This window comes from Acinetobacter sp. CIP 102529, assembly GCF_000368325.1.
GTDB lineage: Bacteria > Pseudomonadota > Gammaproteobacteria > Pseudomonadales > Moraxellaceae > Acinetobacter > Acinetobacter parvus.
This window is the reverse complement of record NZ_KB849354.1, coordinates 314626-328393: the sequence shown is the minus strand read 5'-3', so window position 1 is coordinate 328393 and position 13768 is coordinate 314626. Positions and strand designations below refer to the sequence as shown.

Here is a 13768-nt window from a genome sequence, read left to right as displayed (position 1 = left end):
AGGTAAATGGAGGCGAAGTGTTTAACTTCAAGCCCTGCACCAAAGCATTGTTGCGCTCTTGATACAGGATGTCCCTAAGCATCAGTCATTTTCAAGGAATGAACGTAGGTGCTCTGAACGAGATGGATGACGTAGTTTACGCAGAGCTTTCGCCTCAATCTGACGAATACGCTCACGCGTCACGTCAAACTGCTTGCCCACTTCCTCTAAGGTATGGTCGGTTGGCATATCAATACCAAAACGCATTTTCAACACTTTCGCTTCACGTTCAGTCAGGTTCTCAAGCACTTCACGGGTCGCTTCCTTTAAGCCTTCTGAGGTCGCGGCATCCACTGGAGAAGTGATGTTTGAGTCCTCAATAAAGTCACCAAGATGCGAATCTTCATCATCACCAATCGGTGTTTCCATTGAAATCGGTTCTTTAGCGATTTTCAGCACCTTACGGACTTTAACCTCATCCATTTCCAGACGTTCGCCCAACTCTTCAGGGGTCGGCTCACGGCCCATTTCCTGAAGCAACTGGCGGGAAACACGATTGATCTTGTTGATGGTTTCAATCATGTGTACTGGAATACGAATGGTACGCGCCTGATCCGCAATCGAACGGGTAATCGCTTGACGGATCCACCAAGTGGCATAGGTCGAGAACTTGTAACCACGACGGTATTCAAACTTGTCCACCGCTTTCATCAAACCGATGTTGCCTTCCTGAATCAGGTCAAGGAACTGCAAGCCGCGGTTGGTATATTTCTTCGCAATCGAGATCACCAAACGTAGGTTGGCCTCAACCATCTCTTTTTTGGCACGGCGGGCTTTCGCTTCACCAACCGCCATACGCTTGGAAATATCCTTGATATCCTTAACGTTTAAATCCAGTTCTTTTTCAATATCAGCAATCTTTTGCTGGAATGCCAACACATCTGGGCGTACTTTTTCCAGATGGCCCTTGATTTCAGCAGGTGCCTTGGCAATCTGCTCATCCAGCCAGGCTGGGTTTGATTCCTGTTCTGGGAACGTCATACGGAACTGGTTACGGTCCATGCGGCCACGACGCACCGCATAACGCATGATTTCACGTTCATTGGCACGGATTTGCTCATGAGTACCACGAATCATTTCTGAAATGATGTCAAACAGGCGAGGTGTAAATTTGAACATCATGAACACGGCAGCCAAAGACTCTAGTGCAGCTTTTGCCTCATCACTATTGCGACCATGTTTTTCAATGATGGATTTGGTTTGTTTCCAGGCAGTTTCTAATTCAGAGAAACGAATTTTTGCAACCTCAGGGTCTGGACCTGAATCACCTTCAGAATCATCATCGCCCTCAGACTCTTCCTCTTCGTCATCATCATCAAGCTTGACTTCCTTGGTGGCAGAAGTCGCGTTTTTATCTTCCTCAAGCTCCGTTTCTTCTTCAAGAACTTCAGGAATATCCTCATCGGTTTCAGGATCTAAATAGCCTGAGAGAATATCGGCAAGGCGGCGCTCGCCAATTAAAAAATCATTATATTCTTTTAAAACGACTTCCACGGCATTTGGCCAGTAAGCGATTGAGTGTAAAACGTCACGGATACCTTCCTCGATGCGTTTTGCAATACTGATCTCGCCCTCACGCGTAAGAAGTTCAACCGTGCCCATTTCACGCATGTACATGCGTACAGGGTCTGTGGTACGGCCTGGTTCACTTTCAACCGATGCCAGTACGGCAGCAGCTTCTTCCTCGGCAACCTCATCGGCGGCTTCGGTAGATTCACCAAACATAGTGTCATCGGTTTCAGGCGCACGTTCATGCACAGGAATACCAACGTCTTGAAGCATCTGGATGATGTCTTCAATCTGCTCACTTTCCGTAATTGAGTCTGGTAGATGATCGTTAACCTCAGCGTAAGTTAAGTAACCTTGTTCTTTGCCTCGGCTAATCAGAGCCGCTACTTGCGAAGTAGGGGAATGCATATCGCTCATCTTTGCTTACTCTTTTGTTGAATCTGTGGCGGTGAAAAACCGTGCATGATAGCACAGTTCACGGGGAATGTTCTGGATTTGATCCGTTTGCTTTAAATAAAAAATAGTATTGATTTCACGTGTGTTTCTTGAATATGGGGGTGTGTCATAATTTTTCAAGCAGTCCATCCTTTTTGCGGAACTTTTTTGATTGGTATTGTCCTGGGATTATAATTACACAAAAAAACCGCCGAAAAAAAGTACAAATCACCGATTTATAGCAAAAAAATAAAATAAAACTTGACAAGGTGGTTTGAGACAGATAAATAGCGGCTAGACCCATTTATATTTTTCGTATAAGAGGTACTTCGTGTCTTCTACAGATTTTGAATTAGATGATGATAACTACGGCGATGATGATGTTGGTTTTGATGAATCATCAGGAAAAGTCAGTGCCAAGGAATCATTGGAAAAACGCCGTTTGATTGATGATCTGTTGGCTCAGCGTCGTTTGGAACGAGAATTAAAAGATTTTGACTACGATTTCGACGATGATGACCTCGATGACGAAGACTAGGCAAAATTGCTGAGACTTTGTGTCTGAAAATGTTATGCTGTCGAAAATGTAACTTTAGAGCTGGATAAAAAATGAGTACCCTGGATTTAGACTTGTTAAGTAATTATCTTGACGGTGACCAAAACGAATATGGTTTAGATTTTGCGGCGACTCATGGCTTTTTGTGCGCTATTGCCGTTGGCCCAAAGTTTGATCGTTGGTTGGATGAGCTGTTCGAGAGCAATCAAAAGAAAGTTCCGAGTGAGATCATCGAACAGATTAAAGCCTGGCTGGAATCCATCCGTCAGGATTTGGCCAATGAAAATGGAATTGAGTTTCCATTTGAAATTGAAGAGGCTGATGTGGATTCAAGTTTAGGTGACTGGAGCGTCGGTTTCGTTGATGCCATGTTCCTGAACGAAGATGCCTGGTTTACGCCAGAATATGAAGAACAACTGGTTGATTTGACTTTGCCGATCATGGTGTTTAGTGGCATTGATGAGGAAGATCCCCAAATGGAGTCTTTCCGTCGCAATGGTCAGTTGATGGATGAACTGGCTGAGGAAATTCCAGATAATCTTAATGAGATTTATCTCATGTACCATACACCAGCTTGAGGATAGGTTTGAGGCCGCAATGATAGCGGCTCATATATACGCCAGGTTAAGTATTTAAACGTCCTTATGGACGTTTTTTATTTTGGGATAGGGTTATTTCTTTAGCAGCCAAATTTTTTCCTGGGCATTCACTTTTCCTTTGAGCAGTTCAGTTTGGCTATCGAGTGGCTGTATGTTGTATTCACTGGAATAGTAGTCTTGAAGCTGTTGGGTGGAAATGGAAAAAGGCGGACCAGCCATCATGGATTGATCATACTCAAAGCTAATCAGTAATTGCGATGCTTCACCACCAATCTGAATGAGATGCTGGACATATTGGCTTCGCATTTCTTCTGGCAGGGCGACCAAGGCTGCCCGATCATAAATCGCATCAATCTTTCCTGTCTGTTCAACCGTCAATTCAAAAAAATCACCGACAAATAGGTCAATTTGTGGATGGTGAAAATGACTAAGATTTCCAGTCCGAGTTTCGGTAAAGGAAAGTCTAAGTGTTGAGATTAAGTCCTGAATGGCAATTGGACTCAGGTCAATTGCCACTACATGATAGCCCTGACCTAAAAGCCAATGTATGTCTAAACTTTTACCGCAGAGTGGGATAAAAATACGGCTATTTGGAGAGAGATTTAAGGAACCCGTATATTTAACCAGTAGTGGGTGAGGCTGGTTGAGATGAAAGCCAATCTCATTTTTTTGCCATTTTTGATGCCAAAACTCATGCTGCATGGTTTTTCCTTAACTTAGATGAATAATAAAGGATAAGTCTTTGTCTTTTTTATGTTTTCTGCCCAAATTTTTTAGCCATTTTCCAAATGATGTAAAGTATGACAATTGCCAAAATAATGTAGCTAGCCCGTTGCATAATTAAAGACATTAGGGCCTGATCTTCACTGAGGTGATAGCCTAAAAATGCCAGGAATGTTGTCCAGATGATGGTTCCGAATGCGCTGTAAGCCATAAACTTGCCAAAAGGCATCTTGCTCATTCCAGCGGGGATACTAATCAGCGAGCGTACTGCTGGAAGCATACGGCCAAAGAAAACGATTTTATGCCCATGCTGGTTGAACCAGCCCAAGGCCTTTTCAAGGTCAGTAATCTTGATTCTAAGGAATTTGCCGTAATGCTCTATAAAACTGAATAAACGCTGTTCAGGAATTTTACGGCCAATCCAATAAAGGATTATCGCGGCGATCAGTGAACCTGCGCTTCCAGCAATGATAACGCCAATTAAGCTCAAATCCCCCTTGGAGGCGGTATAACCCGCAGAGGGCATAATAATTTCAGAAGGAATAGGAGGAAAAATGTTATCTAGGAACATCAAAAAAGCGATGCCTAAATATCCAAGCTTCTCCATGACTGACAAGACCCATTCTTCAAGTCCCATAATACCCTTATATAGTTCATTTGATTATTGTTTTTAGCATAGGATGGTTAATCATGAAGCTCAATGGTCTAATCGTTACATCATTTTTATTGTTATCATAAAAAAGCCATAGTAGAACTATGGCTTTCAGTTTTTTTAATTTTTATAGGCGTTTACGTTTTGCCGCAGCAATTTGCGATTGACGCATACGGAAACCCTCTTTCTGTTTCTCTGTGGTTTTATCAATACAGAAAACACAGGAAACACCATGCTCATAGCTTGGCAATTTCGCTTCTTCTTTGGTTAAAGGCCAGCCGCATGCATGACACTTGATGTTCTCGCCTTCCTCAACCCCGTGTGTCACGGCAGTACGGCCATCAAATACAAAACATTCACCTTCCCAAAGGCTTTCCTCGGCAGGTGTTGCTTCCAGATATTTAAGGATACCGCCCTTTAGGTGGTAAACCTCACTAAAGCCTTCCTGTAACAACAGGGACGTGGATTTTTCACAGCGGATACCCCCTGTACAGAACATGGCGATTTTCTTGTCTTTGTGCTGTTCAAGGTTTTGTTTTACATATTCAGGAAATTCACGGAATGTTTCTGTTTTAGGATCAATTGCGCCCTTGAATGTACCTGCCTTATATTCGTAGTCGTTGCGGGTATCCACCAGAATCACGTCATCGCGGCTAATCAGCTCGTTCCATTCCTTTGGATCAAGATAATGACCAACCAGGTCACGTGGCTTAACCTCCACACCCAGGGTAACGATTTCATTCTTCAGCTTAATCTTCATCTTGCGGAATGGTTTTTCAGAGCTGGTAGACTCCTTATATTCCATTGCGCTAAAGCCTTCATTCAATAGGAATTGGTGAACCGTGTCAATTGCTGCACGGTCGCCAGCAACAGTACCATTAATTCCTTCAGAAGCGACAATCAGAGTTCCACATAAATTGATGCCATTCACTAAGTCCAGAAGACGTTTTTGCAGATCGGCCGCATCCGCAACTTCTTTAAATTGATATAGTGCCGCAACAACCCAATTATTGGTCGCTTGCTGTTCTACAGGTGCAAGCTGTTCTACAGTAGCGTTCATGGATAACTCCAAATGTATTAAGATAGGAAAAACAAGGCGCATATTTTAGCGTGAAATTTGAAAATAAGCGAGAAAACCATAAAATTAATATGGTTTTAGAGGAATAAGTTTTGAGTAATGATTGTCGAATCCCATCACTGACCCCATGCGCAGGGCGTTGTTCAACGGTATTTGGTGATCTGGTGTGTCGTGGATGCCGCCGTTTTAATCATGAGGTGATCCAGTGGAACACCTATACGCCTGAACAGCGGTTGGTGGTCTGGAAGCGTTTGGATGCACAACTGGACCAGATTCTGGTGCCATTGTTGCCCAATGCCAGTCTCCAGCATGTCGAGGGCTTTATCCATGCTAAGCACATTCGTATTCTGGAAAGCGCAAGTGCTGGACGTAAGCTGTATCATGCTTTAAAAATCTGTGAGAAAAATAAGCATTTGGCACAGGAAAGTGGACTTGGAATTTCCCACACACAGGTAAAGCTGATCTGGGATGAGTTTGAACGACGTGTGTTGGCTTTAGCCAAGGCAAGCTATGAACTGGCCTGGCTGCGTGCCGATGGGATCAGTACAAACTTGTTGCGTGCTCTGGAAGAGGACGAGCTTTAGAAAGCAATAAAAAAAAGCTGCCATTTGGCAGCTTTTTCACATTAATTTATTAAAAATTAACGTTTTATGTCACGTTGTTTTTCACCTGTATAAAGCTGGCGAGGACGGCCAATTTTATATGGGGAAGCGTGCATTTCTAACCAGTGGCTGATCCAGCCTACAGTACGACCTAATGCAAAAATAACTGTAAACATATCAACAGGGATACCAATCGCTTTTAAGATGATGCCTGAGTAGAAGTCCACGTTTGGATAAAGTTTACGTTCAATGAAGTATGGGTCGCTAAGCGCAATGCGCTCAAGTTCCATTGCAAGCGCAAGTTGTGGATCATTGATACCCAATGCATCAAGCACTTCATCACAGGTTTCTTTCATCACTTTGGCACGTGGGTCAAAGTTTTTGTAAACACGGTGACCAAAGCCCATAAGCTTTGCTTCTTTGCGTTTTACTTTTTCCATAAATTCAGCAACGTTTTCAACGCTACCGATTTCAGCCAGCATTTTCAGTACAGCTTCGTTTGCACCACCATGTGATGGTCCCCAAAGTGCAGAAATACCTGAAGAGATACATGCATATGGGTTTGCACCAGTAGAACCAGCAAGACGAACAGTAGATGTAGACGCATTTTGTTCGTGGTCAGCATGAAGCGTGAAGATACGGTCCATTGCTTTAGACAAAATCGGATTAACTTTATAGTCACGATCCGCAGGCGTAGCAAACATCATATGCAGGAAGTTTTCTGCATAGTTTAGGTCGTTACGTGGGTAAATGAATGGCTGTCCGATCGTGTATTTGTAGCTCCACGCTGCAAGCGTAGGAATTTTCGCGATAAGACGAATTGCAGTGATTTCACGGTGGTTGATATCTTCGATATCCAAGCCATTGTGATAGAACGCAGACAACGCACCAACAACACCAACCATTATAGCCATTGGGTGAGCGTCACGACGGAAACCATTGAAGAAACGGCTTACCTGATCGTGAACCATGGTGTGGTTGCGTACTTTAGCGTCAAATTCTGCCTTTTGTTCAGCATTTGGAAGCTCGCCATTTAATAGTAAATAGCAAGTTTCGAGGTAGTCTGCTTGAGTCGCTAATTGATCAATTGGATAACCACGGTGCAATAACACACCTTTGTCACCATCAATGAATGTGATCTTAGATTCGCAAGCAGCTGTCGCCATAAAACCAGGATCGAAAGTAAAATGACCAGATGCCAATACATCTTTAACGTCAATTACATCTGGGCCCAATGTGCCGCTGTAAATTGGTAATTCAATTTCTTTGCCATCAAGCTGTAATACGGCTTTTTTGCCAGTTGCTGCAGACATTCAATAGATCTCCTGTCCTGGTGAATGATTATCTGACTCGAAATCCTAATCTTGTCATGTGCGAATCAGACGGTGTCAAAATTTGCTATAAGATTAGTGGCTACTAAAATTTTGTCAATTATACTTAGGGATAAAAAATGACATTTCTACAGTCAACTTAGTCATTCAGTATCAAAGAAAAAATTGAGTAAATTCACAGCATCGGTCGAGTATAATATGTCAAATCATGTTTCAGGTGCATAAAAAAAATGAAGCACCAGTACAATTGTAAGTAAATTTTTACTCTGGTGATATTTTGATGCCTGTAAAATTAAGGGCTTAGCTCAGCAAAAACCTATATATCTCATGGTCTCGCGTTAAATAATAGTTCAAAAAACAGTTTAAAGGCTGACATATAACGGGATAATTGGTTCATTGTGGTGCGATTGATTGATTAAAAATAAATCGATGTATTTATATGGATTAGGCCTGAATAATAGATTAGTGGTTAATTGTATTTAAGATATAAATGAGGGGTATTATTTATGACTATGCTTAAAACCGACTCATTTAATGGGGTTTTACTGAGAAAAACATATTTTTTTTGAAATAAATAATGGTGATTTTTTCCAGCTTGAAACTATTCATAAAAAAAAGTTTTATATTTTTGTTTTTATAAAACAAATGGATAGAATAATTTCGCCAGAAATTTAATTTATCTGGGAAATATTGTTTGTGTGAATGATTCTTATTTATTATTTTTTTCGACTAAAGCGAAAGCTGATTGTTTGTATTTTGATATTTCACGTTTTATAATTCGGTGTCGTTATAGGTTAGGCATGAGCTGTGCTTGCCTAACAATGCCAGCTTTCCTTTGAATTAATTCAAACAAACTCCAGTTGGAGTTTCTACTTACAGGATGCCCGCTGTGAAAAGCAACAGACCTGTCAATTTGTCCATGGGTCAAGTTTTAGCTGTAAACTTAAAATCACCCGTGGCTATTGCATCAATTCTGCACCGTTTATCAGGTGTGATCGTTTTCTTATTGGTCGCAGTTCTTTTATGGATTTTGGATAAATCTTTATCTTCACCAGAAGGATTTGACTACGTTAAAAATGTCGTTTTCGGAAATATCATTGTACGTTTCATCGTATGGGTATTTGTAGCTGGATTAATTTTCCACTTTATCGCAGGAATCAAGCACTTGCTTGCCGACCTTGGTTTTGCTGAAGAATTACAGAGCGGTCGCATCGCAGCTACAATTGCATTGATCTTGTCTGCGGTTGGTATTATCGCAGCCTTTGTATGGATTATGTTCTGATGAAAAGTGCTACAGGTTTAACAGGTTCAGGTTCTCGCGATTGGTATATCCAGCGTGTGAGTGCGGTTGTATTGGCTGCCTATACTGTTGTTCTGTTTGGCTGGATTCTCTGCAACAGCGGATTTGGCTATGAACAGTGGGCTGGCTTTATGTTGACTCTGCCAATGAAGATTTTTTCTTTGTTGGCGGTATTATCGCTGGTTGCACATGCTTGGATTGGTATGTGGCAAGTCTTTACTGATTATGTAACGACTCGTCAGATGGGACCATCAGCTTCAGGTTTGCGCCTTGTATTGACTTCTGCTGTCATTATTTCAGTGTTCGTGTACGCAATCTGGGGTATCCAGATTTTCTGGGCAAATTGATAGGAACAGATCATGGCAACCCCTAAAGAAAATTATTCAAATATCCAGACATTATCATTTGACGCTGTAATCGTTGGTGGTGGTGGTTCTGGTATGCGTGCAGCCTATCAGCTTGCTCAGGCAGGTTTACAGGTTGCAGTACTCACCAAAGTGTTCCCAACACGTTCGCATACAGTTGCTGCTCAGGGTGGTATTGGTGCGTCACTGGGCAACATGCAGGAAGACAACTGGCATTACCACTTTTACGATACGGTAAAAGGTTCTGACTGGTTGGGTGATCAGGACGCAATCGAGTTTATGACCCGTGAAGCGCCAAAAGTTGTTTATGAGCTTGAACATCTGGGTATGCCGTTTGACCGTAATGAAGATGGCACGATCTATCAGCGTCCATTCGGTGGTCACTCTGCTAACTACGGTGAAAAAGCCGTTCCACGTGCCTGTGCTGCCGCTGACCGTACAGGTCATGCATTGCTTCACACTTTGTATCAAAGCAACGTGAAAATGGGTACTCAGTTCTTCGTTGAATGGATTGCACTTGACTTAATCCGTAATGAACAGGGTGATGTTCTTGGTGTAACCGCATATGATCAGGAAACTGGTAATATTGCGGTATTCCAGGCAAAGGCAACCTTGTTTGCTACGGGTGGTGCGGGTCGTGTTTACCGTGCATCAACAAACGCCTATATCAACACAGGTGACGGACTTGGTATGGCTGCCCGTGCGGGTATTCCATTACAGGATATGGAATTCTGGCAATTCCACCCAACGGGTGTTGCGGGCGCAGGCGTATTGTTGACTGAGGGTTGTCGTGGTGAAGGCGGTATCCTTCGTAATAAAGACGGCGAACCGTTCATGGAGCGTTATGCACCGACTTTAAAAGACTTGGCACCACGTGACTTCGTATCACGCTCTATGGATCAGGAAATTAAGGAAGGTCGTGGCTGTGGTCCTAAAGCGGATTATATCCTGTTGGATATGACCCACTTGGGTGCGGAAACAATCATGAAGCGTCTACCATCTGTATTTGAGATTGGTAAGAAGTTCGCAAACGTTGACTGTACCAAAGAGCCAATTCCAGTTGTACCAACAATTCATTATCAAATGGGTGGTATTCCAACCAATATTCATGGTCAGGTCGTTGTGCCGCATGGTGTGGAAGAGGCTGAATTCTCTGCTCACTATGATAAGGACACTAAAGAATATACCTATAAAGGTACCCGTGACTATGTGAAGCCAGTAAAAGGTTTCTATGCAATCGGTGAGTGTTCTTGTGTATCTGTACATGGTGCAAACCGTTTAGGGACCAACTCCCTGCTTGACCTTGTGGTATTCGGTAAAGCTGCTGGTGAACACATCATTGACTACGTGACCAAGCATCACGGTGATGACTATGCACCGTTGCCAAATAATGTATTGGAAAACACTCTGGCTCGTATCCGTAAGCTGGATGACTCAACTTCTGGTGAGAACGCTCAGGAAGTGGCCGATGCAATCCGTGACATCGTACAGGATCACGCAGGTGTATTCCGTACTCAGGCATTGCTTGACAAGGGTGTAAAAGAGATTCTTGCGATTGAGCCACGTGTTCGCAACATTTATTTGAAAGACAAGTCTAAAGTCTTTAACACAGCACGTGTTGAGGCATTGGAAGTTGAAAATTTATATGAAGTTGCAAAAGCAACCTTGATCTCTGCTGCTGCACGTAAAGAATGTCGTGGTGCACATACAGTTGTTGACTATGAGTTGGCACCTGATCACCCAACATACTCATACGGCCGCCGTGATGATGAGTGGATGAAGCATACTTTATGGTATTCATCAGACAACCGTCTTGAATATAAGCCAGTTCGTTTCAGCCCATTAACGGTTGAAGCAATCGAACCTAAGCCACGTACATTCTAATCGGGAGAACAAAGATGAGTAGAGGCACTCGTACATTCGAAATCTACCGCTACGATCCTGATAAGGATAAAGCGCCGTACATGCAAACTTTTAAACTTGAGTTAACCGACAAGCACCGTATGTTGCTTGATGCGTTGCTTGCGTTGAAAGTACAGGATGAGACATTAACGTTCCGCCGTTCATGCCGTGAGGGCATCTGTGGTTCTGATGGTGTCAACATCAATGGTAAAAATGGCTTGGCTTGTTTGTGGAACCTGAACGACTTGCCAGAGAAGATTGTGATCCGTCCTTTACCAGGCTTGCCAGTGGTAAAAGACTTGGTTGTAGACATGAACCAGTTTTATGACCAGTATAACAAGATTCAACCATTCTTGATTAACAATCAGCCAGCGCCACCAAAAGAGCGTTTACAGTCTCAGGCAGAGCGTGAGCATCTTGATGGTCTATATGAATGTATCCTTTGCGCATGTTGTTCAACTTCATGCCCATCATTCTGGTGGAACCCTGATAAGTTTCTTGGGCCATCTGCTTTGTTAAATGCATACCGCTTTATCATTGACTCTCGTGATACCGCAACTCAGGAACGTTTGGCTCGTTTAGATGACCCGTTCTCTTTGTTCCGCTGTAAAGGGATCATGAACTGTGTATCGGTTTGCCCGAAAGGTTTAAACCCAACCAAGGCAATTGGTCACATTCGTAACATGCTGTTAGATCAAGCGGGCTAATCGCTTGCTCTGACCAAAAAACGGAAGTTCCAAAAGGACTTCCGTTTTTTATTTTGGATGCGGCTGTTTATAAGGATGGAAACATGGGGTTGGGTAATATGTGTACCAATCTTAAACAGCAGTCAGTTATGTGGTATTTTTATAAATTTTATCCATTGGAGCTTAAAACCTCGGGGTTTAGCCCGAGGATATAAGCGACTGGCGTAAGCCATTAATGCGGTGTTTGCTGTTGTTGAATATACTGCTTAATAATCCCAATAGGCGCACCTCCGCATGATGCAGCGAAATAACTAGGCGACCACAAGGCATTACCCCATAATTTGCTTTTAATTTCAGGGTGTTTGGTTCGTAAAATTCGACTAGATGCACCTTTCAAGCTATTTACCAAACTAGAAATAGCGACTTTAGGCGGATAATTGACGAGCAAATGTACATGGTCATGTTCACCGTCAAACTCTACCAACTCAGCTTCAAAGTCCAAGCATACACGCTCAAATACTTCACGCATCGTTTCAAGCATTGCTTTAGTAAAAACATCACGCCGATATTTAGCCACAAAGACTAAATGAACGTGCATATTAAAAACACAATGTCGACCTGTCCTAATCTCTTGACTATAGCTCATAGACCAAATATATTTTAGCAATGAAAACACTCAAATTACGCATAAAAGATAAACATTGCAAGGTGCTAAACGAAATGGCATCTGAGGTGAATTTTGTCTGGAATTACGTGAATGATTTGTGTTTTAAACATCTACAACGAAAACAACAATTCTTTTCAGCATACGACATTGCCAAATACACAAAAGGCACATCGAAAGAATGTAATTTGCATAGCCAAACGATTCAGGCGGTCACAGAAGAATTAGTGACAAGACGCAAGCAATTCAAAAAAGCAAAACTGAAATGGCGAGTCAGCAATAAAAAATCAGCTAGGCGTTCATTGGGCTGGATACCGTTCAAGAAAGTAGCAATCAAATATGCTGATGGCTATGTTCAATACGGCAAGCACCAATTCAAACTATGGGACAGCTACGGACTAAGCAAATACAATGTTAAAACAGGCTCATTTGTTGAGGATAGTCGTGGGCGTTGGTATGTCTGTTTAGTTGTAGAAGCACCAAAGATAGAGAAAACAACATCAACCACAGCCATTGGCATTGATCTAGGGCTAAAAGACCTTGCAGCATGCTCAGATGGAGTAAAGCTCAAAGCCCCTAAAATCTATCGCCAATATGAACAAAAACTTGGCATAGCCCAACGAGCTAGAAATAAGAAACGTGTCAAAGCAATTCACGCCAAGATTAAAAATATACGTCAAAACATGCTGCATCAATTCAGCCATAAACTGGTGAATGAACATGCAGCAATCTTCGTTGGCAATGTGAATGCCAAAGCACTCGCACAAACTAAATTAGCTAAATCAGTGCTAGATGCAAGTTGGACAACACTAAGAACCATGCTCAAGTATAAATGCGAGAACGCAGGGGTATGGTATGAAGAAGTCAATGAAGCCTATACCACCCAAATTTGTTCGTGCTGTGGCTCACGCTCCAGTAGTCCGAAAGGTAGAGCAGGTTTAGGAATAAGAGAATGGCAGTGCATGGAGTGCGGTACGCTCCATGATCGGGATGTAAATTCCGCACTAAATATTCTTGCGCTCGGACATGAGCGTCTAGCAGTAGGAATCTCCGTCCTTTAGGTCGGGGAGGATGTCAAGATTAAGTCAAATAATAAAAACAAATATAAATCGGGTAGTTGCTTTATTTTTAGGCATTCTGCGTGGTGTTTGTGCGAAATTTGTAGTGAATCTTTAACTTTGGTCGATATAAGGTGCAACTTTTAGAAAAAGGGCGGTATATTAGAATATAATTGAATGTGTGTATTTCGCTGGTTTATGAATGGTATGTGTCAAAAAAATCAATTCAGACTTGATTACATGATAGGATTTCACCCAGTAAATGAAAG

General features: G+C 42.4%; 14 protein-coding genes. 8 read left to right on the top strand and 6 right to left on the bottom strand.

The annotated features are described in order from the left end of the window. Positions 1-81: 81 nt before the first annotated feature. Positions 82-1965, bottom strand: a complete 1884-nt coding sequence (gene rpoD / locus F972_RS03715) for an RNA polymerase sigma factor RpoD (protein WP_004755943.1) — start codon at positions 1963-1965, stop codon at positions 82-84. Between the two features lie 349 nt (positions 1966-2314). Here rpoD and F972_RS03710 point away from each other — a divergent pair, with 349 nt between their 5' ends. Beyond that, positions 2315-2521: a PA3496 family putative envelope integrity protein gene (locus F972_RS03710; protein WP_004674946.1), complete on the top strand. Its 207-nt coding sequence runs from the start codon at positions 2315-2317 to the stop codon at positions 2519-2521. A 71-nt stretch (positions 2522-2592) separates the two neighbouring features. After that, the gene (locus F972_RS03705; RefSeq protein ID WP_004674944.1) at positions 2593-3117 is read left to right on the top strand and encodes a YecA/YgfB family protein; all 525 of its coding nucleotides are present in this window, start codon (positions 2593-2595) and stop codon (positions 3115-3117) included. 93 nt (positions 3118-3210) lie between these two features. Here the strand turns inward: F972_RS03705 and tmpT are convergent, their stop codons facing one another. The 3 genes from tmpT to F972_RS03690 all read right to left on the bottom strand — a co-directional run bounded on the left by tmpT (position 3211) and on the right by F972_RS03690 (position 5573). Then, positions 3211-3840: a thiopurine S-methyltransferase gene (gene tmpT, locus F972_RS03700; protein WP_004674943.1), complete on the bottom strand. Its 630-nt coding sequence runs from the start codon at positions 3838-3840 to the stop codon at positions 3211-3213. Positions 3841-3889: 49 nt separating this feature from the next. Then, a complete protein-coding gene (locus F972_RS03695) occupies positions 3890-4498 on the bottom strand; it encodes a DedA family protein (RefSeq protein WP_004674942.1) in 609 nt (202 codons plus the stop codon). 142 nt (positions 4499-4640) lie between these two features. Then, complete coding sequence (locus tag F972_RS03690) at positions 4641-5573, bottom strand: oxygen-dependent tRNA uridine(34) hydroxylase TrhO (protein WP_004674941.1); 933 nt, start codon at positions 5571-5573, stop codon at positions 4641-4643. A gap of 110 nt (positions 5574-5683) precedes the next feature. On the opposite strand from F972_RS03690, the gene F972_RS03685 reads away from it, so the two are divergent. After that, positions 5684-6175 carry a DUF1289 domain-containing protein gene (locus tag F972_RS03685; RefSeq protein ID WP_004674940.1) on the top strand — a complete coding sequence of 164 codons (492 nt, stop codon included), beginning with the start codon at positions 5684-5686 and terminating at the stop codon, positions 6173-6175. Positions 6176-6231: 56 nt separating this feature from the next. Here F972_RS03685 and gltA read toward each other — a convergent pair whose 3' ends face one another. Next, positions 6232-7506, bottom strand: a complete 1275-nt coding sequence (gltA, locus tag F972_RS03680) for a citrate synthase (RefSeq protein WP_004764014.1) — start codon at positions 7504-7506, stop codon at positions 6232-6234. Between the two features lie 898 nt (positions 7507-8404). Between gltA and sdhC the strand changes: the two genes are divergently transcribed. Genes sdhC through F972_RS03660 form a run of 4 tightly spaced genes read left to right on the top strand, consistent with a single transcriptional unit; the run spans position 8405 to position 11798 of the window. Further along, the gene (gene sdhC / locus F972_RS03675; protein ID WP_004681507.1) at positions 8405-8806 is read left to right on the top strand and encodes a succinate dehydrogenase, cytochrome b556 subunit; all 402 of its coding nucleotides are present in this window, start codon (positions 8405-8407) and stop codon (positions 8804-8806) included. Continuing rightward, entirely contained in the window at positions 8806-9171 is a 366-nt protein-coding gene (sdhD, locus tag F972_RS03670; protein WP_004652198.1) for a succinate dehydrogenase, hydrophobic membrane anchor protein, read from the top strand. The genes sdhC and sdhD overlap by 1 nt, the downstream gene beginning before the upstream one ends. Positions 9172-9183: 12 nt before the next feature. After that, complete coding sequence (sdhA, locus tag F972_RS03665; protein WP_004681506.1) at positions 9184-11073, top strand: succinate dehydrogenase flavoprotein subunit; 1890 nt, start codon at positions 9184-9186, stop codon at positions 11071-11073. Between the two features lie 14 nt (positions 11074-11087). Continuing rightward, positions 11088-11798: a succinate dehydrogenase iron-sulfur subunit gene (locus F972_RS03660; RefSeq protein ID WP_004755939.1), complete on the top strand. Its 711-nt coding sequence runs from the start codon at positions 11088-11090 to the stop codon at positions 11796-11798. A 211-nt stretch (positions 11799-12009) separates the two neighbouring features. Here F972_RS03660 and tnpA read toward each other — a convergent pair whose 3' ends face one another. After that, positions 12010-12423 (bottom strand): IS200/IS605 family transposase, encoded by a 414-nt coding sequence (tnpA, locus tag F972_RS03655; RefSeq protein ID WP_004777946.1) that lies wholly within the window; start codon positions 12421-12423, stop codon positions 12010-12012. Positions 12424-12443: 20 nt separating this feature from the next. On the opposite strand from tnpA, the gene F972_RS03650 reads away from it, so the two are divergent. After that, the gene (locus F972_RS03650) at positions 12444-13502 is read left to right on the top strand and encodes an RNA-guided endonuclease InsQ/TnpB family protein (protein WP_034426799.1); all 1059 of its coding nucleotides are present in this window, start codon (positions 12444-12446) and stop codon (positions 13500-13502) included. Positions 13503-13768 lie beyond the last annotated feature (266 nt).

Excerpts from the sequence above, each read along its gene's own strand:
- F972_RS03690 (WP_004674941.1), bottom strand. The coding sequence starts at position 5,573 with ATGAACGCTACTGTAGAACAGCTTGCACCTGTAGAACAGCAAGCGACC.
- sdhD (WP_004652198.1), top strand. The coding sequence starts at position 8,806 with ATGAAAAGTGCTACAGGTTTAACAGGTTCAGGTTCTCGCGATTGGTAT.
- F972_RS03660 (WP_004755939.1), top strand. The coding sequence starts at position 11,088 with ATGAGTAGAGGCACTCGTACATTCGAAATCTACCGCTACGATCCTGAT.
- F972_RS03695 (WP_004674942.1), bottom strand. The coding sequence starts at position 4,498 with ATGGGACTTGAAGAATGGGTCTTGTCAGTCATGGAGAAGCTTGGATAT.
- sdhC (WP_004681507.1), top strand. The coding sequence starts at position 8,405 with ATGCCCGCTGTGAAAAGCAACAGACCTGTCAATTTGTCCATGGGTCAA.
- tnpA (WP_004777946.1), bottom strand. The coding sequence starts at position 12,423 with ATGAGCTATAGTCAAGAGATTAGGACAGGTCGACATTGTGTTTTTAAT.
- tmpT (WP_004674943.1), bottom strand. The coding sequence starts at position 3,840 with ATGCAGCATGAGTTTTGGCATCAAAAATGGCAAAAAAATGAGATTGGC.
- F972_RS03650 (WP_034426799.1), top strand. The coding sequence starts at position 12,444 with ATGAAAACACTCAAATTACGCATAAAAGATAAACATTGCAAGGTGCTA.
- F972_RS03705 (WP_004674944.1), top strand. The coding sequence starts at position 2,593 with ATGAGTACCCTGGATTTAGACTTGTTAAGTAATTATCTTGACGGTGAC.
- gltA (WP_004764014.1), bottom strand. The coding sequence starts at position 7,506 with ATGTCTGCAGCAACTGGCAAAAAAGCCGTATTACAGCTTGATGGCAAA.
- sdhA (WP_004681506.1), top strand. The coding sequence starts at position 9,184 with ATGGCAACCCCTAAAGAAAATTATTCAAATATCCAGACATTATCATTT.
- rpoD (WP_004755943.1), bottom strand. The coding sequence starts at position 1,965 with ATGAGCGATATGCATTCCCCTACTTCGCAAGTAGCGGCTCTGATTAGC.